The organism is Blautia faecicola, assembly GCF_004123145.1.
Taxonomy (GTDB): domain Bacteria; phylum Bacillota; class Clostridia; order Lachnospirales; family Lachnospiraceae; genus Oliverpabstia; species Oliverpabstia faecicola.
On record NZ_SDKC01000001.1, the window covers coordinates 2,538,042 to 2,560,545 of the forward strand.

Sequence of the window (22,504 nt, forward strand, 5' to 3'; positions counted from 1 at the left end):
TCTCTCCTTCACGCTTTATTTATCTTCAATTTTTATCGAAAATAACATTTTTAAATACTGTTCTATTGACTCCTTTTGAACTTTTCTTTCAATATTATATGGAATGCACATAAAAAACTCCACATAACCATTATCAATAAAACTCAGCAATACTTCTCCATTTTCTGTTAAAAAATGTACATATTTTTTATTACATTTACTTTCAAATTTAATATTCGACATTTGCTTGTATATTTTTTTGTAATGATTTTTTATGCTTACTTCATCTGTACAATCAGTTCCATCACCTATCAAAAAAGAAATATACAACTTATCATAATCTTCATTTCTATATGTCATATAAGAATCTGTATGACCATCACCAATATTTTTATAATGCTCATTTGGAATCGAATAACTAATTATTTTCCCCTCTAATGTTTCAAATCTTTCTGTTTCATCAATTCTAATTTCACATGGTTCAAACATTTTTTTTATAAACAAGCCCAATTCATAATCCGACATTTCTATAAAATTAATATAATCTTTTTCTTCCGTTTTTCGCGAATATCCCCCTCTATTATTCCGTTCCCATCTTCTAATTTCTAATTCATCTCCATTTTGTTTCAAATCAATTCTTTGATAATTCTTGGAAAATGTTGGAAAACTTTTATATTTTGTTTGTTTCCAAAAATTGTTTAATTGAGATTCGTCTACTTTTGGGGAACTTTCTGCAATTTTTATTCCTTTTCTAATTGCACAGCCTATCTTATCTATTGTTTCTTCAGCCATAATTTCAATTGTAGGTTCGATAGAAATATAACATCCCATAAACCTTTCAATGGCATTAGGCACAATTAAGAAACCATATTTTTGATTATAATATACAGAAATCATATCCGTTTTCTCCTCTCTATTACTTAAGGGGAATAAAATATTCCCCTTAAGCTATTTACTTTGCTATTATTTTCCTACTGTAATAATGAGTTTAACACCTTTATCAATACCATGTTTTGTAGCATTATTAACTGCATTTATCTGAGCTTCGCTTAATGTTACATTTGGAACAACTACTTGTAATTGTCTACCCACTATTTCTTCCGCATTAACAAATTTACCATTAAATGTTTCTCCTATAAATCCTGAAACTTTATTAATGTCCTTGACAATTACCTTTTCCAATTTATTACCATTTTGATAAGTCTTTGCACCTAAGTCTCGGCTTTTAACACTAGTCACAACACCATTTTCTACTTTATCTATGGTCGGGAAATTGTGTCCCAAGTTATTTCCCATAGCTTTGTCAATAATATCTCCTCGCTCTAATGGTGGTTTTCCCAAGTGCCTTCTGGCAATTTTGTTTCGGTTACTTCTGCAACTAATTTTTTAAACGATTTATCAATCCCATCATTATGGGTACTTCCTGCACTCCTTACTACATTCAAAAGTTTCCCAGCCCCATAACTAAGGCCACCCATAACGCCACCTGTCACTGCTCCTGCAATACCACCGACTAACGTATCTTTTGCTACTTGTTTCAGACTATTTCCAGACAAACCTGAATTCACTGCACTATATGAAGCTCCACCAATAGCTCCAATAACTGCTCCTGAAACCATCGCCGTTCCTAAGCCACCCATTGCTGGCAATGCTGCCAGAACTGCTCCTGCAGCCAAACCGCCTGTTGCAGCAACTACAAGACCAGAAACTGTAACCGCAGTTATACCAATGGCTACTTTTTTCACCGCATTCCAGTCTACTTTTCCAAGCTTATCTGTAATACGATTTGTTGTCGTACACATATGTCGTACCACTTCTGAGCGGATTTCTGCCGTTCTTTCTGAAACATAGGATTTGAAAGATGTATAAGTTTTTCCAATTTTCTGTACCCCATTGCTTACAGAACGAATAAACTGACTTCCTCTGGATGTGATCTTTTGATATGTACTGCTACTGGTTACACGATTTTTCACAGATTGATATGTCTGTTTTGCATGTTTAGCTGCATTTTTGGCAGTTTTTGCTACCCCCTTCACTGTGTTAACAATAGTTTTTGCTGCTTTCTTAGCTGTATTTACTACTGTTTTGACTACCTTTTTCGCAGTATTAACGATTTTCTTGCCGACACTCTTGACTGCTTTCGCTGCTTTTTTAGCTGTACTCTTAATCCTGCTCCACAATGAATGTCCTGTCGGATCACTGTAATTCAGCGGATTATTGGTCGTATAATCGTAGCGGTTTCTGGTCAATGGATTTTCTGTCGTTCCAAGGTCACTATCTTCAGTTGTAAAGGTTCCGTTCTCTGCGTTATAGTATCTTGCCCGCAGATACTGAAGTCCTGTTTTTACATTTGTGGACTCCCCATTGTAACCGTAGTAATTGACACCGTCTGCTGTTCCTGATGTAAGGTTACCGTATGAATCATACTGATAACTGTTCGTCAGATTAGCTGTTTCGGTCAGGATTCCGGTCACGCTGTTTCTTCCGTCATATAAATAATAACTGCTTTCTTCCGATTTATCAACGCTTACCCGTTCTCCGATTCCACTTTCTCCATAAGTATAAGCCTGACGTACTTTCTCGTCTGCTCCATACTCTGCAAGGACTTCTGTATTCTCGCGATTGATATCGTTGATATACTCTGTCAGTGTGTATCCTTTGGCATTGGAACCGCCTTTTACCAGAGAGGCAAGCTGCTCTTTCGGGCTGTTTCCATCTTCGGTACGCTGGTTCGCCGGGATCAGGACTTCATCGCCATAGCAGTCTTCCCATTTATAGGTGTTATCAAGTTCGAATACCCGGTTGTTATCTCCATCGTACATGGCTGCCATCAGGACTGTTCCACCCTGTTTTACTACTGCCAAACGATTCTCTGCTGTGTATTCATAAGTAACCGGATCTGCACTGTTTGTCTTATCACATTCCTGGATCAGATTGCCATCTTTATCATAGCTGTAGGTTGTTCCCGGATCGCCCCAGATCTTTGCATTGGTGCGTTTGATGAGCTGGTTGGAATCGTTGTACTTATAGTTATATTTTGCTTTGCTGACACCATCCTCGATCTTCTCGTAAGAGGTCCGGTTTCCAATCTTGTCATAAGTATAATTATGGACTGTCTTTTTACCGCCCTCTGCTTTTTCTGTACAGCGTGTCAGTTCCCAGTTGTCATCGTATTCATAGGTACGTGTCGTCTGGATCTCTTTTTCCTGATGCTCACAGTCTGCTTTGTCTGTCTCTTTCTGTGTATCGCCCCAGTTGTACCAGTCTTCCCAGCTTGGCGTCTTTCTTGTTCCAGCTTCCAGTTCCGTAGCTGTTTCTCCAACTACATATCCCTGATCATTGTACTTGTACTCATAAGTACTGATTACTTTGCCGCAGGAACCACAGGTATTCACAATCTTTGTGATATGATCTTCTGCATCGTAAGATACTTCCGTCTTTGTTCCATTACTTCTAGTAACTTCTGTCACACGGTTCAGTGCATCATGCTTGTAAGTGGTTACTTTTCTATTACGGTCTGTCAGTTTTACCAGATTATCATTTAAGTCGTATTCATAGCTGATCTTTGTCCCATCCGGGTATACGATTGCCTGCAGATTATCTGCGTCATCATAAACGTAGCTGACATCCTTTTTCGAACCGCTTGTCACTTTGGTGATTCTTCCAAGTGCATCGTATTCGTAGCTGCTCTTGCCTGTCTGATCCTTCATGGATACCCGTTCCCCGGCACTGTTATATGCGTAGGTCACGTCCTTTTCGGATGTCTCGCCTTTTGCGTCCTGATAAGATTTCTCCAACAGGTCATTCAGTTTGTCGTAATCATACGTGGTTTTCTTGCCGCTTGCCTGTGTATGTCCGGTCAGTCTGCCTTTTTCATCATAGTCGAATTTCTCCGTTCTTCCTGCCGGATCTTTGATGGATGTCAGGTTGCCTTCTAAGTCATAAGTATAATTCGTTGTCTTATTTGCTGCATTGGTGAAGGTCACCAGGTTATCCATGTTGTCGTAACCATAAGTTGTTACACCGCCAAGGGCATCAGTTACTTTGGTCAGGTTGTCATTCTTGTCATATTCCAGATGGCTCTTTAATCCGGTCTTATCTGTAACAACCTGAATATTCCCATGTGCATCGTAATCAAATCCCGTTGTGAATCCACGCTTGTCTGTAATAGAAGTTACCCTGCTGTCCTTATCATAGGTATAGGATTCCTTCTGCCCCAGTGCATCGGTCTCTTCTGTTACACGGTTGTCTTTATCGTAGACTGTCTTTGCAACATAGCCCATCGGATCTGTTACAGATGTAACATTATAATTCTTATCATATCCATAGCTGGTCTTTCTTCCACCCGGTTTGGTGATCTCAGTAATATTTCCTGCCGGGTCGTAAGTGTAAGCAGTTATCTTACCAAGCGGATCAGCTGCAGAAGTCATCTGACCTGCCAGGTCATAACTGTAGGTATTGCTCCGTCCAAGCGGATCTGTCTCCTTCACCAGATTGCCATACTTATCATAAGAAAAGCTGGTTGTTCCATCCAGTGCATTGGTAGAAGACTTCATGTTATGGAGCTTATCGTAAGTATAAGTAGTGGTACTCTTTAAGCTGTCGCTTTCTTTTACCACGTTGTCCACTTTATCATAAGAGAAATTTTTAGTATAACCCAGTGGACTGGTCATACTCTTCAGACGTCCGGCTTTATCATAACTATAGGTATACTCTCCACCATTCGCCTGTGTCATCTTTGTGACATTGTCATTCAGGTCAACACTGTACTGTGTCTCATTTCCCTTTGCATCCGTTACAGAAATGACATTGCCATGCTTGTCGTAATCATATTTGGTAACTGCTCCCTTTGGAGAAATCTGTTCCGTCATGTTACTCAGGCTGTCATATTTGTATTCGGTAATGAGTCCCATCGGATCTTTTGATTTGGTAAGATTTCCAATGGCATCATAACGGTATTCATTTGTTTCTTTTAACGGAGAAGTCTCACCGATCTTGCGGTCCAGTTCATCATACTGGTAGGTTGTCGTATTTCCATTTCCGTCTGTCTGGGATACGAGATTGTCATTTTTATCGTAAGCATACTTGGTAACCGTACCGTTTTCATCGACAGATTCCGTCACATTATCATTTCCGTCATACTTAAAGGTGCTGGATGCTCCCAGTGGATTTGTCTGAGAAATAACCCGGTCTTTCTTATCGTAAGCGTATTTATATGTGGCTTCCTCTTCTTCTGTCATGGATAACTGGTTGCCGACTTTATCGTAGGTAAAGGTTGTTTTATGACCTTCCGCATCCGTTACCGCTGTAATGCGGTCCATAACATCATATTCATAAGATGTGATACTTCCGTCTGCTTCAGTAAGTTTCAGGAGTCTGCCGTACTGATCGTACTTGTATGTTGCTGTCCTGCCAAGTTCATCGGTCTGTGTCAGTACATTTCCGGCACCATCATAAGTATAATCCATACTGTTTCCACCATTGTCGGAGGAATGGATCAGGTTGCCTGCTCCGTCATATTGATAGGTAATTACGAGTCCCTGTGCATCCGTACATTTTACAAGCTGTCCGATGGCATCGTACTCCATCAGCACCTTGTCCCCTGTCGGCAGTATTATGGATGTGTTATTTCCCTCTTTATCATACACATAACTATACGCATTGCCGAGGGCATCTGTCATCTTTGTGCTGTTGCCCTGTGAATCGTATTCGTAAGTGGTCTTTCCTTTCAGGGCATCCACCGTCTGTTCCAGATTGTCGGTGGAATCATATTTCATTGCTGTAATGTTGCCCTTTGCATCGCTTACCGATGTCATGTTTCCATTACCATCGTAAGTCATGGTACTGGTATTTCCATTTTCATCGGTAGAGGATACCAGATTTCCATTTAAGTCATACTTCATGGATACGGTATATCCAAGGGCATCTTTGGATGTAGTCAGATTTCCTGCCTTGTCGTAAGCATAAGTATCTGTTCTTCCCTCTTCATCGGTAGAAGATACCAGATTTCCTGCTTTATCATAAGTATATGTGGTAGTTCCACCTTCTGGGTTGGTTTCACTTAAGCGGTTTCCTGTATTATCGTAGGTATAAGTCCAGGTTCTTCCACTGTCATCTGATTTTGATACCAGATTGTCTGCCGCATCATAAGTATAAGTGGTAACTGCACCTAATTCATCTGTCTCTTTAGCGAGTCTTCCGCAGTTATCATATTCCTTGGAATGGCTGCTTCCATCTCCATAAGTAATCTTGGTTTCATTTCCTAATGCGTCATATTCATATTTGGTTATATTACCAACTGCATCTTTGGACTGAAGCACCTGTCCAAGAGAATCAAACTTGGATACGGTTGCATTTCCATTTCCATCGGTATATTTTTTCAGATTTCCTGCTTTGTCATATTCATAGAGCTTTGTTCCAAAATCTTTATTACTCTCTTCTATGACACGTCCCATGCTGTCATACTTATAAGTAATTGTATTTCCTTTTGCATCGGTTGCTTTGACCTGCTGATAATTCTTATCATAAACGTAGCTGATCTGATTTCCTTTCGGATCTGTACCACTGGTCATGTTGTACATCTTATCATAAGTATAAGTGGTGGTATTCCCCAGTGCGTCAGTACTTGCTGTAATATTTCCCACACCATCCAGCGTATAAGCGGTCACACCGCCATCGGCTGCTGTCTTGGAAGTCAGATTGCCATTCGCATCGTAACTGTTCGAGGTTACATTTCCAAGTGGATCTGTCATGGTAACTGCACGATTCATCGCGTCATACGTGAATCCCCATGCTGCTCCATTTCCATCCACATATCCGGTCATGTTCGGTCCGTCATACGAATACGTTGTTGTGACACCTCTGCCGTCTGTCTGGGATACCATACGATGTTTGTCATCGTAAGTATAGGTAATGGCTGTTCCATCCGGTTTTGTAGATGTGACCATATTTCCATTACCGTCATAACTGTAAGTAACCGTTGCTCCGTTATATCCAGTTGCACTGGTCAGCTTATTCTGCTCATTATAAGTATAAGAGGCTGTCTTTCCATCCTCTCTTGTCTCCGTTGCTACATTGCCAAATGTATCATAAGTGTAAGTTTTTGTTCCGGCTGCTGTCGTTTCGGAAGCAAGCTGATTCTCTGCATTATAAGTCTTTTCACAGGTTGTTCCATCCGGATATTCAATGGATGTTGTGCGGTACTGATCATCATAATGATAAACGGTCTTATTTCCTTCGTTATCCGTTGTTGTAGTAGAACTCTTTCCGTACTTGAAAGTTGCCGTTCCTTTTTCTGCATCAGTCTGCTCTACAACTCTTCCTTCTTTATCGTAAGTATTCTTTACAACCGTATTGCCATTCTCATCTTTCCAGCTTGTCATACGGCTGTCATCATCATATTTGTACTCTTTTGTTGTTCCATTCGGATCTGTTACAGATATCAGATTTCCCTGCTCATCATATTTGTAAGAAACTTTTCCACCATCTGGAAGAGACAGTTCCTTGATATGCCCGAATTTATCCTGTTTTACCCCGAATGTTTTTCCGGATGGTGTTGTAATCTTACTCAGATTATAATCATCGTCATAATCTAATACTGTCTTAAATCCATTCACATCCGTTACATAACGTAAAATTCCATATTTATCAAATGACCAGACGCTCTGATCCGCATCTGTCAGTTCCCATCCGATGTAGTCATGGTCTGTATCTTTATAGCTGACTGCTTTTAAATCATATACATAACCATCCGGAGCAGTGTAGCTTCCATCTTAATTCTTATCAAAGATCAGATAACTTCCGTCCCCTCTCATATACAGAAGACTTCCGTCCTCCATTTGAGAAAGTGACTGGTCATAGTTAAAGCTCCATCCACGTCCGAACATGGAATGCTGGTCTGTTCCTTTGGAATTGTAGCTTCTTGTAATGGAGAATTCTCCATTCAGTTCATTCATCGTCGCATCGGACTGATCCATGTAGAAGTTACCAGTATTTAAGTTGACTGGTTCAAATCCAAATTCACAGTGCAGGCCTCTTCCCATCAATGCTCCGTCAATCCGCATCTTATCCTGATCGGTAAGCGGTGCAGGACTATATGGAACATTTGTCTGTGGGTTACGGATAAAGATCGTGTTATTTGCGACTACCAGTGCGTCCATAACCTGATTGTCTTTCATAATGTTCTTAAGCGGAACACCATAATATTTTGCAATCTTCGGGAATGTATCAAACTGCTTCACTTCATAGATCACAAAGCTGTCACTGGTCACTTCTTTTCCTGTTTCCAGCTTTCCATCAATCTCTTTCGATGCTTTTGCTTTGATCTTATAAAGCTTGTCCTTCGTCAGCCCTGAATACAGTGCACTCTGCCAGTTGGAATCTTTGCTGTAATACTTATTCGCCTCCGGGAACTGCTTATTGTATTCAGTACTGTCTGGATAGGAATACAATGGTTTTGCATCTGTTTCGTGATGTTCTTCATTTTCCTCATCTGGAAGCAGATAATATTCTACTGTAGATTTGCTCTTTGCAATTCCGTCTGCAAATACGGCATCAAACTTCAGCTTTCCATTTGTATTCTTTTCTGTCATCGGGCGAAGCAGGATCGTTGTTTCATCCAGTGACATATCTCGCAGATATGGATCTTCAGCCGGTGACCACTGGATGCTGAGTTTCGGTCCATAAACGGATGCCCTGTTATTCAGTACCTCACACTGCATAGAAGCTCCAAGGTTATTTGCCTCGGCAATGGCTACCAGTGCAAATCCGTTATTCGCATGAGTTCCCTGCACCCAGTCATTGACCAGATCTTTGACGTCATAATTGATATAGCTGTTCCTGCTGGTACTTGCATTCTGTACATCCTGAAACGTAAGATTTACTGGTTTTGTTTTCCATGTGATGGAGGTGTTCCACGACTGATCTACACGATAAAGTCCAAACTGGGATGCACCACCACTGTATGCAGTTTTCTGACTGACTGCAAATGTTGCACTGTCAATTTTGGAATCTTTCGGAATCTGACTAAAATTTGAATTTACTTTGATATAAGTCCGGCAGTTCTGGTGTGCAGTACCAAATCCTGCAAGGTTCCCAGACTTAATACCATCATCAAATCCGACATACGGATAATTGTTGTCACCAATCTGACTGGTAGGACTTCCCTCTTCCACACCGATCATGTTAAAGGAACTCTTCTGAATCTCTACTGGTGTCGGATCGATCCTGACCGGATACTGACGTTCTTCTGCCGAAAGCCAATCCCTATCTGGTTTTACGGTCAGGATTGTTTTTCCATCTTCTTCCCGAAGTTCCAATGTGATCAGGAAACTGATTTCCCCGGCAGCATCTTCCATTGATGGCGTCTCCAGAAGATACTTCGCATCTTTGATTGTCTTCCCTTCCGGATAGATATAGACCTGATTGTCTTTTACTTCTGCCTGATACCCCGGAATCTGCAGCTCGTATTCATAGACTTCCCTGTCTGTTGGCTGCTGAAGTACGATATCTTCCTTAATGCTGGAATCCAGTACTGTATACTGAACATCTGCGCCCTCGTAAACTTCATTATAAAGGATCGCATTGTCTTTAATAACGGAATGTGTATAATCTCCATCTACCGGAATGATCCCGATTCTGGTCTTTCCATTTTCAATCGTTACACCATTCTCTTCTGACATCTGTTCCGGAAGAAGGATAGCATAATCGTTTGCCTTGTTCTGATAAACTTCTGTTTTCTCTTCCTTTTCTTCAGTTGCCACTACACTGCTGGCTTCCTGTGCTTCTTCGGATGCCGGAGTATCTGCTTCTTCTGGTTTTACAAGTGTATTATCAACCAGCTCGGTATCTCCATCCTCATTCTTATAAGTTCCGACATAACCTCCATAAACGGTTGTATACTGCTTGTCCCCTGTCTTATAAGTCTTGGAAATGGCATCATAATCAATCAGTTCACCTTCCGGTTCTTCTGGAATCGGATAGTAATCCTGTGGTTCTTTCAACTCCACTTCTTTTTCCTGCGGATTTTCTTCTGTTTCTTCCGCTGGAGTTGTCTGTTCTTCCTGCGTCTCTGTATCTTCTGATGGCGTCGTTTCATTTTGTACGTCCGCATCAGACTGCTGACTCTTATCTTGTTCTCCAGATGTGGAATCTGTAATCCCTGCTTCCTCTTCCGTCAAAGCCTCTGGTCTGGAGAAATCTGCATTCTTCTGTACATCCTCAATGGCCTCTTTTGCCTGTACAAAAATAGGCTCTGTTCCCTGTAGTGCCATCAGGAGTGCAAGTACTAAGGCTATAGCCGACTTTCGAAATCTCTTCATAGTCTCTTTCTCCCTCTTGTAATCTTTTTCTATAATTCCTTTACAAAATAACCGCTACCCTCCTTTTTTCTGACTTTGGCACTACTATAATCTAAAAAATCACAAAATTTTCATAAATGGTAAAAATGCCCCTTGAGGTGGCAAAAATAGACGAAATCGGTCGAAAAAAATAGTAAGACACCATCGCCTTACTATTTTTCATCTAATTTCATATATAATAATATTTTCACTTGAAAGGATTTCTCCGTATGGCAGATCTCCATCTGACCATGATATTTTTCTACTACGAGTTTCACATTTTGTAATCCTATTCCATGTCCTTCTTTCCTGCTTTTCGTTGTCAGATAAATTCCATTCCGCACTTTTGGTGTATCTTTTATGCTATTCTCAATCTGGATATTCATGATTCCTTTTCCATAATACATCTGAAACGATAATCTCCTTTCATCTGAAGCTGCTGTCCCACGAATAGCATTATCCATAAGATTTCCCACTATTATACTTATATCAAATAATTCTTCCCCTATATGATTCGGTATTTCTACAGAAATCTCCGGATTTTCAATTACTGATTTCGAATCTTCCAAAATATAATTCAGCAGATTATTCATATTACGGTTTTCTGTATATAAATGATGACATAAGGCTGTTCCGGCTATATTCTCCATTTGTTTCAGATACGATAGAATCTCTTCATTTCCTCCCGTTTTTGCCATTGCCCCTATTGTTGTAAGATGGTGCTTGTAATCATGATGTATCTTATTCAGCCTGTCCTGTGATTTCATCATCATCTCCAGTTCTTTTGCATACTGGCTCATCTGAATTTTCATCTCTTCCTGTTTTGCTGTTTCAATATAACTTTTCTGAACCTCATCGTGCAGATAGAAAATAAACACATTGATAAACAGTAAGAATAATACAATCGTAGACCGCACACCTCTTCTGTCTGGCAGCAATATCCTGATACAGACTATAATGCTGATCACCGGGACAGAAAGCATAGCAAGCCAATGACGGTTCTTTATATAATAACTTCTCTTTACACCTACTTTTCTTTCAATAATGACTTCCAGTAAAAAGAATATAAAATTTCCCATTACAATAGTTCCCGGTCCCATGTGATGATGCACCGGATTTCTTGCTACCGCATACCGTTGAAAGAACACGATTGGAATCCCATCACATAAAATTCCCATAATATATACCATAAGTGTATTCCAGACATGATGTTGCCAGTCTGCCTGATATGCCACTGTTATAATTAACAGAGCTATCAGCTCAAAGATCAGATCTCCGTACATCGTTCCCCACTGCATGCTTCCCCAGCATGAAAGCAGATATGCACAAAAATATGCAAATAGCTTTTGTGTATCCTCATTTTTTGGATACAGGATGGTATTGTAACGGAACACAGTATAAATCCAGAATAATTTACTTGTCAGATAAGTGATCAAATGGATATTCATAATCTTTTCTTCTCCGTTTGTAATAGTCTTTCCCTGACCTTCTTGCGATTTGCTTTACTGATACTGAGACGTGTCTTGTCTTTCATAACCACGTTGTCATATTCGTAATGCTCCACGTGTTCCATATTGATGAGATAGGACTTGTGAATCAGTAAGAAATATTCTTCTGTTACATCCGCTACATCCTTTAATTTTCCTCGATATTCATATTCTTTTTCCGATGTCACGATATGTACTCTTTTTCCCAGACTATAAAAATACAGGATCTTGTCATAAGAAATCTTGTGGATTCCTTTTGTATCCGTATATTCAAATATTTTCTTCCGTTCTTTTAACAGTTCCCGTAATTCACCTATCACCCGGAAAAGTTCTTCCTCTCGGATTGGCTTTACAAGAAAATCAAATGGATGAATACGGAATAATTTCATAGCATATTCCTGATATGTTGAAATATAGGTAATCCGCAGTTCTTTTCCATAATTTTTCTTTCGTATCTCCGTTCCGATATCAATTCCATTCTCATGTTCCAGACAAATATCAAGGAATAACATATCGTAGGATTCTTCTTCCAGCCTGTTAAGAAGCTGCTCCGCAGAATAGTATATTTCTATAGATATCTGACAGTCATTCGCTTTCCCATAATGGAGCAGCTTCTGTTCTAACCAATTACATAGGATGATGTCATCATCACAGATTGCAAGTTCTAGCATATTTTCTTACCCTCAGTCTTTCGTAACACGACAAATGGGGAAAAGAATCCCCTTCAATTCTTTTCCCGAATGGACATCACTAATTTTGTGTCATTTTTCCGATGCAACAGCACCACTTCCTTTGCTGTCTTATTTTGTCCTCTATATAATAAACACTTGAACAAGAAAAAACTGTCGCCATTTTATAATTTATTTATATTTTTTATGTTTTATTTATATTTTATCCAAATATTACAGCGATAACTAATAATGTCACCCCCTGCATTATTCTTTTTATTTTTAGCGTCATTTGATAAAACATCAACGTTTTTGATGGCAAAAAGGGAACCTGCAAAACCAGATTCCCTTTAAAATACATGCTCTTCTCTAAAAGGATGATAAATCCACCATCCTCTGCTTATTTTTAAAAACTTTTTCCTTTTTTACAATACTTATAAATATTAAATGGTTTTTCTTTTTTTTCAAATAAAATCCCTGTTGTTTTAATAATTTTTATAAGTTCATCCGACTCCATATCTGTCGTTTTAAATATAAATATTTTCTTTTCATTTGTTATGAAAAAAAAGAAGTTTTTATATAAGAACATTCTATCAATATTTTTAAATTCATAAATTTGATCTTCATCTATTTTAATTGCGTTTTCATCGATATCCACCGTTTCATATCCTGATCTACCCCAGACAAATTCATGAACATTTTTTTCAAAATTTTTACCAATCATTTGATACCAAATAATCCAAGCCACACAAGCCACACAAGTTCCAATCCCTATTCCAAACATCAAATAACTTTCCGACAGATAACAATTAATCGACAGTAAAAATTCTACAGGTGTAAAAATATAGATAATCATTCTACTTTTCTGTCTTGTTTTAAATAATTGATTAGGAATTATAAACCCAAGCGAAAGCATTCTTTCTAATTCTTCCCTATCCTCATCTGACACAATTGATTTAATATGCATTCTTCTTAATCCCCCTTTTGCCAGAGGTCCTCTTTATAAAATCGAACCTCTGGCCATTGTCTCTTTTATTCTTTTACAATTTACAGCGCTTGAATCAACAAACCAAAAACAGTACCTGCTCCAGCTGAAAATAAAGCAATAATTGACGGAATTGCATTTACAACTAATGCACCCGCAAGAACTAATATTACGGCTCCTGCCAGTATATTACTATGCTCTTTTGTGAATTCTACAACATTAAATTCAAGACCACTATTAGAATTTAATGTCATTGTAAAAATCAAAGCAACCGATATTGTCCACTCTTTTTCCTCTTCTGGCAGCAAATCTGATGTACTAAATACAATGGAAAACTCTACACTATTGGCAAAAACATTATTTATTTCAAAAGCAATATTACCAGATTTAACCGATAAAGCAATTTTTTCTATCGTATTTCCAAAGTTATCTGCTCCCTCTATACCTGTATCTGATAAATTTGATGAAATCTCCATAATTTGATTTTTGCAAGTTTGTGTCAATTCTCCATCATTTCCTATATCCACTTTTATATTATAAATTTTACCAGTTGAACTTTCAAGCGATGTGGATATTTTAGTAGAAATATCAATTGCTCCTTGAGGACTCATCATTGTTCCCAGTGAAATTTCCTTATCATACTCCACACCCACATCCATAATTTTATTCAGATAACCAAGCGGCTCCATTACATTATAGACATATTGATTTCGTGCTATTTTTACCTTTGCCCGAAGATTTTCTTGCGCTATTTCCTCATCTGTTTTTGTCGATACGGCATCGAACTTTTTAAATCCAGTATCTCTCCCTGAATATGCATCTTTATCCAGTGGGAACGAAGGTGATGAAGAAAATGAGTTCAACTCACAAAATTGATCAAATGCCCAGTTCTTCGGCATCGAATATCCCAAATTACAGCTAAATCCAGTTGACATATCTGCCACAAATGATTTACTTGCCAATCCTGCTTCATAAACTTTAGTACATACATATCTTGGTGCATAAATGCCGACTTTATAATTTTTATCATTTGTCGAACTGAAAAAGATCATGTGAATCTGTTCAAAATAAGGTATAATAAATGTATCAATCTGATATGAATAACAATCAAAATCCACTGCAAAGTATATAGTCGTTCCACTTGGTATACCGATTCTCTCGGCTGCTAAAATTGCTGTCTGTGCATCAACACTTCCCTGGGACGGATCCTTAAAATAGTTTAATTCATATCCTCCATCCTGATATATCGGGAATACCGATAATCCTGCATTTTCAATGTTTTTCACTTCTGTTGATGTCAAATATTTCGGTGTATGTTCTTTTCCAACAGAACCTGTCAGATAACGTCCTACATGAGTATACCCTGCATTTTTTATATCTAATGCCTGTTGTTTATTTAATACTGTTGCACAGTCACACGCTTTTGCTGCCCTGTTTGTATCGCCTTTACTCGTAAGCAATGATTTCATAGTAGAAACATTTACTTTTCCTTTTGTTACAAGTCCAATTCCTGTCAGACCATAAAACTCCTGAAATTCTGACACCTTTGACTCTGTAGTCGAATCAAACACGCCATCGAATCTTCCCGGATTATATCCGTTAAAATATAGTCCGTATTGAGCAATCTTATTAAATGGAACATATTTCGTCGAGTTCTGTCCGTTCTGTAATGTACCCGGAAACGCATTTGTTGTTGCATCGCCAAAATTAACTGAATTCAAATCTGTAATTAATTCAGTTGTAACTCCTTCAGCCGCCTGCAATGCACCAACTAAAGACAAAATTGTCTGTCTTGAGGCAATTCCATCACAAGGTCCAACACCAATAACATCTGACCAGTCACTATTTAATTGCTGTTGAATAAGAACAATATTGGAATCCCCACCAGAAACCTTTGTAAACCAGTTTAGGGATAACAATCCAGACCAAACTTTCCAATCAATTTTGCCCGTAACTTCCAGTCCTGCATTTTCCTGCATCTTTTTAACTGCATTTACTCCTGATGTATAATAAATTCCAGTAATTCCTCCAGCAGCATATCCTTTGCAAAACAGAGCACACTGAATCAAGCATACATTAACCTGCGGAGTATCATTCGGATCCATTTTTGTAATAATGGCTAACTTCTTCATGGTATTAATAGTAAGTGGTCCAACCGTTCCTGTAATCGTTGAGATTCCATTCTGAATCTGAAATGCACGAATGATTCCCTGCATCACGGCTGTTCCGGTCTTTCCATCTTCATCCAGTTTTACCCAATCCTTATGTCCACCAAACATCGCATTTAAATATTTTTGTGCTGCTTTTACATTCTGATCACTCATATTCACTACCTCCTAATTCAAGTCAATTATAAAGATTTCTAACTCTTTATATGTCTATCACTAAAAGTTACAATAACAATTTATCAATCAACTGTGCCTATTTTGTGACTATTTTCCAAAGAATTCATTAACTCCCTTATAAAATCCTTAACAAATTATGAAAGAAACCATCAATTTATCACCCCATATCCCATTATAGAACTGTAATCTACTGCATAATTTCTCTGCCGTACCTGATCACTGGAATTTCCCTCAATCGTGTAAACTCTTCCACCTTCACACTTTTCTACTATTCCTACATGATCCGATGTTCCATCATGATCCCAGTCAAAAAAGATGATCATTCCAGCTGTCGGAGTTGTTCCGCCACTCTGCCACTTATTCTTTCCCTGAAACCAGGACACTCCATCACTGCACAATGAGAATTTAGGAACATTCCCACTTGCAATCAGACCGCTCTGATCCGCACACCAGCTTACAAAACAGGCACACCATTCTACCCGACTGTCAAATCCGTACCAGCTCCAGAACTTCTGACCGCCACTGTTTCCAAGCTGCCCCATTGCAACCGACACAATCTGCTGATTACCAAACAAACCAGCAAACAGGCTGCCACCGGAATAATACCGCATCACATGGGGAACGTATTGGGGATCTCCGTAACTGCTCCATCCATGCGAAGCTGCCTGTTCCTGTGAAAACTGCAATGCATTGGCTTCTGTATAACCGCCTCTTTGCAATGCCCATCCTATGTAGCCATTTCCATAGTTATATCCCTGCCATGCAAGTTTCAGCTTGTCCAGATCCTGTGGACTGCTGCATCCTGCCTGTCTGATACAGTCTGCAAAGGTCTGTACTCCAACCTCTATCGAATAATCCGGATCAGTAATAGAACCAGGAGTGTGTGGGAATCTTGTATTATATGGACTTTCCGAACACTGCATCGGGTCTGTTCCCCTGCCTCCAGATTCCTGCATCATGATGGCCTGTATCGCAGACACATATTCCGGAATGCCGTATTGGGATGCATACTGCTGTATCACAGAAGTATACGCAAGCACTTCTTCACTTAGGGATTCGGAGCTTTCCGAATTACTGCTGAAAGCTGCTCCTGCAATGATTCCCACAATCAGAATAAATACCAGAAGAAATGCACTACCTCCGGCAGCAATCCATTTTCCCATTTTTTCAAGAGCTACTACCCCTTTTTGAATCGCTGCTGTAATTCCCTGTACGGATAACTTTGAACCCTTTCCAGTTACCTGAAGGACTGCTTTTCCACTTTCTGCCGATGCCTGTGCTGACTTTCTTGCCATCTGGGCTGCTCTTGCTTTCTGCATCGCCTGAAGACTTTTTTCCATCTGCTGTTTCTGCATGGATGCCTGTGTCTTTATTTTTTCTTGAGACAGACCGGATACTTTTACCACTCTCGGTGCTGCTTTCACCTGCCGTTTACCATTCTCCTTGGCAAGTGCTGCCTGCTCCGGTTTCAACTTGATTAATTTCTTTCCGCTTTCTGCCCCCTGCTCCATTGCTTCTTCGGCAGCTTTCGCTTCTTCCTGTCTGCTTTTTCTTTCCTTTATCTTCCTGTAGGTCACTCCAGCAAGTTTTTTTCCACCTTGATATGTGGTTTTCCCTATACTTTTTCCTGCCACACTCGCCGCTCTGTACTGTACGGATTCTATTTTTTCAGTTCCATACTGTGTTGGGGATTCTGACTGCCCACTGCTTTTTTCATGTAGTTCCCTTGGCTTTTCTTTTGCTTCCAGAACCGCTGAGCGAACCAGTTCTTTCGGAAGTCGGGCAGCCGGATTTCGAATCTTCGGATTCTTATCCCTTACCCGTTCCTTGATATCTTTCATCCGGTCACCCTCTTTCCGTATCTCTTATCTCATCGGGCAACATCCCGATGTTTCTTTTTTTCCTGCTGTTTCTGCAACTGCTCCACCTGTCTGATTGCCTCATTTACCAGTGGATGTTCGTTGTAATATGGCACAAGTTCCAAGTCTCCCCTGTCTTTTGATGACAACGGTAATGGATATTCCATGTCTGAATAAATTGATTCTGGATCATGAATAGAAAACTCAATAGCCGGACACATATTGGCAGATGTTCTACAATATTTCTGGTACTTTTTATATGCCTCTTCCAGCGTTCTGCATTTTGTATATTCTCCTAAATCATGGAACTCACCGCACTCTGCAGCATAAAAAGTTATCGTTACTTCTTCTTTTTTCTTCATTATGATTCTCCCGGTTTTGTTGTCATTAGTTTATAAAGGTCTGTATTCTTTGGGAACGTATTCTCAAATGGTACGATATTCCCAGAGCAACGGATTAGGCCACTGCCAACCGATACATTTGTAATATAGGACAGTTGGTTTTCGGAAATATTCAAAAGAGCTGCCAATTCTTCCCTGTCTGTACTTGCCTGATTCAAAAGAATCAAAAACTCACTGTTTGCCAACATCAGTCTTGCAGTGTCCGATTTCAGAAGTTCCTCAACATTTTGGGTTAAACCTGTCACGAATCCATTGTATTTTCTGATTCTCTTGTACAGTCGGTAGAAGAAATTTGCACTGTATTCATAGCGGAATAACAGATAGAACTCATCGGCAAATATCCATGTCGTTTTTCCTTCTTTCCAGTTCTGAATTACCCTGTTGAAAATACTGTCTAAGGTAACCAGCATTCCCAGTGGCATAAGCTGTTCCCCCAGTTCCCGGATATCATAATCCATGATCCTGTTCTTCTTATTCACATTGGTCGGCTGTGCAAAGGTGTTCAGGCTTCCATTGATAAAAAGTTCGGATGACAGTGCAAGTCCCCTTGCCTCTTCTTCCGGCTGTAACATCAACTGTCGGTACATATCTTTCAATGTCGGAACTTCTCCGGTATAACCACTTCGGATATAATCCCGGTACACATCTGCAGCACAGCGGTCCAGAATCGACTTTTCTTTTGCCGACAGATTTCCTGCTCCAACCAACTGCTCGAACACAGACAGGATAAACTCCGATTTTTCAATCAGTGGATTCTTTTCATTGCCGTAGGCTGCGTCCATATCCATTGCATTCAGATGATTGTCTGATGTCGCAGATACTTTTACAACCTGTCCGCCCAGAGCCTCTACTAATTTTGTAAATTCGGACTCCGGATCAAGAATCAGGATATCGTCATCGGTACTCAATGCCAGATGCACAATCTCTTCTTTTGCCGAAAAGCTCTTTCCTGATCCACTGACGCCCAACCGGAAACTGTTTCCATTCATCAGTTTCTTCCGGTCGGCTACCAGAAGGTTCTTGCTGACTGCATTCTGCCCATAATAGATACCTCCCGGCTGCAGGATTTCCTGTGTATGGAACGGGATTAAAACAGCCGTTGATTCCGTTGTCAATGTACGCAGGGCATTGATCTTTCGCAGTCCGTAAGGAAGCACTGTATTGAGTCCGTCCACTTGCTGCCACTTTAATGTTGCCATCTGACACAGATGCTTTCTTGCGATTGACAGAATCAGTTCCGTATCGGAATCCAGTTGCTTTTTGCTGTCTGCCAGATGTACCATTGTCAAAATCCCGAACATCATACGCTGGTCTCTGGTTGTCAGATCATCGAGCATTTCCTTGGTTTCTTTTCTCTGAAGTTCCATATCGTATGGTACGATTGCCGAGAAGTTATTATTAGCGTTCTGCCTTCTCTGCCAGTTGGTCACGTTAGTTTCCACACCAAGCAGTCGGTTCTGGATTTCCCTTACCGCTTCATCCGTAGGGACTGGCAGGATATCAATCGACAACATCAGATTCCGGCTGAAGTCACACAGTTCTGAAATCATGTCATCTTTAACATAACTTGCATAATCCTGCATATACAGGACTCTTCCGTACCTGTCACCGATTTTAAAATGGTCACGTTCAAATTCCATAGAATCCGGACACATCCAGTCCTTGAAACTTGTTCCCTTCTTGGCAAATTGTTTCAGATCAAATGGGAATGCCTGTGGGACATCTCCCTTGAAGAAATCCCTGAAAATCTGGAGCCGGCTCTCTGCGTCCAGTCCTTCTGCTGTGGACGATAACTTTGCCAGATGTGTTACGATGTCTGTTCCGATACGTGCAAAATAGGTTCTTGCATCATCAATCGATCTTTTATGTACACTGACGGTCAGATACCGTTCCTGATAGATGCTGTTGTTTGTTCCTGTAATCTTAGACAGGAGCATTTCGTTGTATTCTTCCCGATAGTGGTCCAGTCCATCTTCCTTCATTGGAAGCAGAATAGACTTTTCGAATTCTTCTTTATTGATTCTCCGGTTATTGATGGTAATTTTGGCAGAAATGCCGGAATCCAGTGAATTTAAGAGTTCAGAATAATCCAGAAACATTTCTGTCTTATTGTCCTTACTCGCAATATAATAGTTGATATCTGTAAAACGATATGTTTTTGAGAATTTCGTTCCCTGTTGAAAAATTCCATCCGGCCAGATTCGCTGGATGGGAATTGCCTGTTGGACGGATTTCGGAACTTTGAAGCGTTCCTTATCCATCCGAAGTGCCTGACTTAAGGTTTTAATCAAAGGCATCACTCCTTCCCTTGCGTTTCTTTCTCTGTTTTGCTTCTGCTTTTTGCTCCCGCTCTTTTATGATTTCTGCTCCATCCTTTTGATTCTTTTCTCCCAGCGAGATGGTCTCCTGCATGCAGAAGTAGTAGATATCTTCCGACTGAAACACCAGTTTCTTCGGATACAGCAATTCGGATTTGATCACTGCCCATAAAAACTGTTCGGCTGTCATACCATGATATTTGAAAAAGCCACAGGCAGCAAATGGAGCAGCACCAAGCACACACAGCCATCCGGTTATTTCCTGTCCGGTAATATCACGCATTCCAAAGTAAATTCCGACTGCTGTAAGAATCGCAAGAACAGAACACACACATTGTCTCAGGTCCAGTCCCATAAACATGGATTCCTGATAGTCCCTGATTTCTTTGTTCATCTTTACTTCCATAAATTATCGTTCCTCTCCCCTGTTTTGTTTCTTCGTTTTCTGTGGTTTTTCTTTCGGTACTTCTATCCCGGCAAATCTACAATGTTCTGCAACGCCTTCCGGATCAAATTCCGCAAGTCTTGCTAGATCAAACGCTACCTTCTGATAGGTTGCATATCCTGATCTTCCTGTTTCATTCAACACTTTTCCAAGTTTATGTTCCTTGATAAAATGAAGCATATCCTTGGTAAAATCTCCTGTTATAAAAGCCTCATTTGGCTCTAAGAACTGATAGGGCAGATTAATGGTTACATCTCCAAAATCTTCCCATTCTCTCCCTTCCTTATGGCAGAGTCCTACATATAAATTCCCATTATTCCTGTAAGAGCTTACTCGAATCGCTACTTCCTCATGTCCATATTCCCAGTCGTATCCTAACGTCTTATTTGTATCCATCTTCTTAACCTCCAAGTCCCATCATTTCTCTTACGATTCGGTCAGATGCCTTGATTGCTCCGACCAGAACCAGTAAATTAAATACCAGTTCCCCTACATAGTTCCACACGATTGTAACTGCACTCAGCTCTGTACTCCCCACTGCCGGAGGGCTTGCGGCATAGGCAGAATAGATGATACACGCCAGTGCAATGATCGCCCCTTCCAGACACACACCCACATAAGAACGGAGAAAGTTCTTTCCGATGGATTGTGTAGGTTCTCCTGCAAAAGAGGAGATCGGGATCGGGGCGATTGCGGTATACATATAGATCTTGAACATCCTGCCATACACCGTCAGGATCATGACAAACGACAGTACTGTGATCAGCAGACTTCCAAGCAGTGTCACGATCCATAATGGGATAGATTCCAGCATTCCCACACTTTCGATCTTATCTATAATCTCTGTTGGCAGTTCGGTCACGCTTCCTGCCATGCCTGAACCACTCATTACCGTGGTCACAATTCCCTGCACAATGGAAAACAGTGCCTGCATCAGCTCCATCCCATAGGTGATTGCCCCCTGTGCCAGTGCAAACCGGATAAATGCTTTTAATACATGTTCCGGTTTCTTAAGGTCCGTAAAACTCCCACAGGTTTTGATGATCCCGGCTGCGAAAAACAGCACCAGCAGTCCATAAGCGATGGCTGTCAGTGCATCATTGATATTGGTCATAATGCGCCAGATGCCGCCGCCTTTAAAAGTTGCCGGATTTTCGGTAAGCAGCGTCCACAGTTCTGCCATCTTTTCACTCCATGTGGATAGTGCCGAGTTCAGATTCTGTACAATCCAGTTATCACTCAAAAATTCTCACCTCCTAGAAAATGGTTTTGAATACAGGAGCACCTTCCGGTACTCCTGCGGTTTCCTTCTATCTTTTTTCAGAGGCTTACGCCATGATCAGGTCCAGGATCTCTTTGGCGAACGTAATGATCACGCCTCCGGCCAGTGTCAGAAATCCATTTGCCCTCTGGCTTGGATCATGGCTTTTTAAGGACAGTCCTACCTGCACCACTCCAAATCCAAGCAGGATCAAGCCGATGGCACGGATCAGTGAGAAGATGAATGTAGACAGGTTATTGATCACCGACAGCGGATCTCCGGCTGCAAACACCGTGGTTGCCCCTACGGTTGCAATAAGAACCAGTGTCATATAAAGCCCCATCCATTTCTTCTGCTTTCTCCCCATCGGCATCGGGGGTGTCATTTTTTCCGTTGCATTCTTTTTCGTTCTATTTTTT

Annotated in this window: 15 protein-coding genes; all 15 read right to left on the minus strand. The window is 40.3% G+C overall.

Features of this window, described 5'->3' with window-relative positions:
* Positions 1–15 precede the first annotated feature (15 nt).
* Positions 16–876 (minus strand): contact-dependent growth inhibition system immunity protein, encoded by an 861-nt coding sequence (locus ETP43_RS17315; RefSeq protein WP_007884653.1) that lies wholly within the window; start codon positions 874–876, stop codon positions 16–18.
* Positions 877–942: 66 nt separating this feature from the next.
* Positions 943–1,320 (minus strand): endonuclease toxin domain-containing protein, encoded by a 378-nt coding sequence (locus ETP43_RS11415; protein WP_129258180.1) that lies wholly within the window; start codon positions 1,318–1,320, stop codon positions 943–945.
* A complete protein-coding gene (locus ETP43_RS11420) occupies positions 1,302–7,595 on the minus strand; it encodes an RHS repeat-associated core domain-containing protein (RefSeq protein ID WP_243114266.1) in 6,294 nt (2,097 codons plus the stop codon). Before ETP43_RS11420 ends, ETP43_RS11415 begins: the two co-directional genes overlap by 19 nt.
* A gap of 156 nt (positions 7,596–7,751) precedes the next feature.
* A complete protein-coding gene (locus ETP43_RS17710) occupies positions 7,752–10,298 on the minus strand; it encodes a DNRLRE domain-containing protein (RefSeq protein WP_243114267.1) in 2,547 nt (848 codons plus the stop codon).
* 191 nt (positions 10,299–10,489) lie between these two features.
* Positions 10,490–11,764, minus strand: coding sequence for a sensor histidine kinase (locus tag ETP43_RS11425; RefSeq protein WP_055215245.1), 1,275 nt, complete (start codon positions 11,762–11,764; stop codon positions 10,490–10,492).
* A complete protein-coding gene (locus ETP43_RS11430; protein ID WP_015513340.1) occupies positions 11,761–12,474 on the minus strand; it encodes a LytR/AlgR family response regulator transcription factor in 714 nt (237 codons plus the stop codon). Before ETP43_RS11430 ends, ETP43_RS11425 begins: the two co-directional genes overlap by 4 nt.
* Before the next feature lie 403 nt (positions 12,475–12,877).
* Positions 12,878–13,438 (minus strand): hypothetical protein, encoded by a 561-nt coding sequence (locus ETP43_RS11435; protein WP_006426967.1) that lies wholly within the window; start codon positions 13,436–13,438, stop codon positions 12,878–12,880.
* A gap of 80 nt (positions 13,439–13,518) precedes the next feature.
* Entirely contained in the window at positions 13,519–15,780 is a 2,262-nt protein-coding gene (locus ETP43_RS11440) for a glycoside hydrolase domain-containing protein (RefSeq protein ID WP_007884642.1), read from the minus strand.
* 170 nt (positions 15,781–15,950) lie between these two features.
* On the minus strand, positions 15,951–17,642 hold the full coding sequence (locus ETP43_RS11445; protein ID WP_006426969.1) for a lysozyme family protein: 1,692 nt from the start codon (positions 17,640–17,642) through the stop codon (positions 15,951–15,953).
* 29 nt (positions 17,643–17,671) lie between these two features.
* Entirely contained in the window at positions 17,672–18,022 is a 351-nt protein-coding gene (locus ETP43_RS11450) for a hypothetical protein (protein WP_006426970.1), read from the minus strand.
* Positions 18,022–20,352, minus strand: coding sequence for a VirB4-like conjugal transfer ATPase, CD1110 family (locus ETP43_RS11455; RefSeq protein ID WP_229027113.1), 2,331 nt, complete (start codon positions 20,350–20,352; stop codon positions 18,022–18,024). Before ETP43_RS11455 ends, ETP43_RS11450 begins: the two co-directional genes overlap by 1 nt.
* Positions 20,345–20,785, minus strand: coding sequence for a PrgI family protein (locus tag ETP43_RS11460; protein ID WP_129258182.1), 441 nt, complete (start codon positions 20,783–20,785; stop codon positions 20,345–20,347). The genes ETP43_RS11455 and ETP43_RS11460 overlap by 8 nt, the downstream gene beginning before the upstream one ends.
* Positions 20,786–20,788: 3 nt before the next feature.
* Positions 20,789–21,220: a DUF4313 domain-containing protein gene (locus tag ETP43_RS11465; protein WP_129258184.1), complete on the minus strand. Its 432-nt coding sequence runs from the start codon at positions 21,218–21,220 to the stop codon at positions 20,789–20,791.
* Positions 21,221–21,224: 4 nt separating this feature from the next.
* Positions 21,225–22,067 (minus strand): hypothetical protein, encoded by an 843-nt coding sequence (locus tag ETP43_RS11470; RefSeq protein WP_181951943.1) that lies wholly within the window; start codon positions 22,065–22,067, stop codon positions 21,225–21,227.
* A gap of 85 nt (positions 22,068–22,152) precedes the next feature.
* A complete protein-coding gene (locus ETP43_RS11475; RefSeq protein WP_118377815.1) occupies positions 22,153–22,470 on the minus strand; it encodes a glutamyl-tRNA amidotransferase in 318 nt (105 codons plus the stop codon).
* Positions 22,471–22,504 lie beyond the last annotated feature (34 nt).

Coding starts and splice junctions, on each gene's coding strand:
- ETP43_RS17315 (WP_007884653.1), bottom strand. CDS start 876: ATGATTTCTGTATATTATAATCAAAAATATGGTTTCTTAATTGTGCCT.
- ETP43_RS17710 (WP_243114267.1), bottom strand. CDS start 10,298: ATGAAGAGATTTCGAAAGTCGGCTATAGCCTTAGTACTTGCACTCCTG.
- ETP43_RS11425 (WP_055215245.1), bottom strand. CDS start 11,764: ATGAATATCCATTTGATCACTTATCTGACAAGTAAATTATTCTGGATT.
- ETP43_RS11430 (WP_015513340.1), bottom strand. CDS start 12,474: ATGCTAGAACTTGCAATCTGTGATGATGACATCATCCTATGTAATTGG.
- ETP43_RS11435 (WP_006426967.1), bottom strand. CDS start 13,438: ATGCATATTAAATCAATTGTGTCAGATGAGGATAGGGAAGAATTAGAA.
- ETP43_RS11440 (WP_007884642.1), bottom strand. CDS start 15,780: ATGAGTGATCAGAATGTAAAAGCAGCACAAAAATATTTAAATGCGATG.
- ETP43_RS11445 (WP_006426969.1), bottom strand. CDS start 17,642: ATGAAAGATATCAAGGAACGGGTAAGGGATAAGAATCCGAAGATTCGA.
- ETP43_RS11450 (WP_006426970.1), bottom strand. CDS start 18,022: ATGAAGAAAAAAGAAGAAGTAACGATAACTTTTTATGCTGCAGAGTGC.
- ETP43_RS11460 (WP_129258182.1), bottom strand. CDS start 20,785: ATGGAAGTAAAGATGAACAAAGAAATCAGGGACTATCAGGAATCCATG.
- ETP43_RS11465 (WP_129258184.1), bottom strand. CDS start 21,220: ATGGATACAAATAAGACGTTAGGATACGACTGGGAATATGGACATGAG.
- ETP43_RS11475 (WP_118377815.1), bottom strand. CDS start 22,470: ATGACACCCCCGATGCCGATGGGGAGAAAGCAGAAGAAATGGATGGGG.